This window comes from Pseudomonas sp. SIMBA_068, assembly GCF_046534705.1.
In the GTDB taxonomy this organism is placed as follows: Bacteria; Pseudomonadota; Gammaproteobacteria; order Pseudomonadales; family Pseudomonadaceae; genus Aquipseudomonas; species Aquipseudomonas putida.
The window spans coordinates 1-243 of the sequence record NZ_JAWRYI010001399.1 but is presented as its reverse complement, the minus strand read 5'-3'; the positions used below and the strand labels follow the sequence as shown (position 1 = coordinate 243).

The window sequence follows — 243 nt, the reverse complement described above, 5'->3', positions numbered from 1 at the left end:
CGATCTTCTGACCGGGATTTTCAACATCAACGGGAACTTGATTACGGCAGAATTGACGGCTGATCCGCCCCTTCTTTTTCCACTTTCTGCTGCAACATGTGTTCGCGCTTCATACCCAGTTTCAGAGCCAACGCAGATGCCACATAGATGGAAGATGCAGTACCGATGGAAACACCGATAAGCATGGTCAGCGAGAAGCCTTCCAATACCGGACCACCGAAGAGGTACAGCATCAGGATATCC

At 50.2% G+C, this 243-nt stretch carries 1 pseudogene; it reads right to left on the bottom strand.

Annotated elements, in window-relative coordinates:
• Nucleotides 1–41: 41 nt before the first annotated feature.
• Nucleotides 42–243 (bottom strand): annotated as a pseudogene (locus tag SB756_RS34215) (protein translocase subunit SecF); the annotation flags it as partial.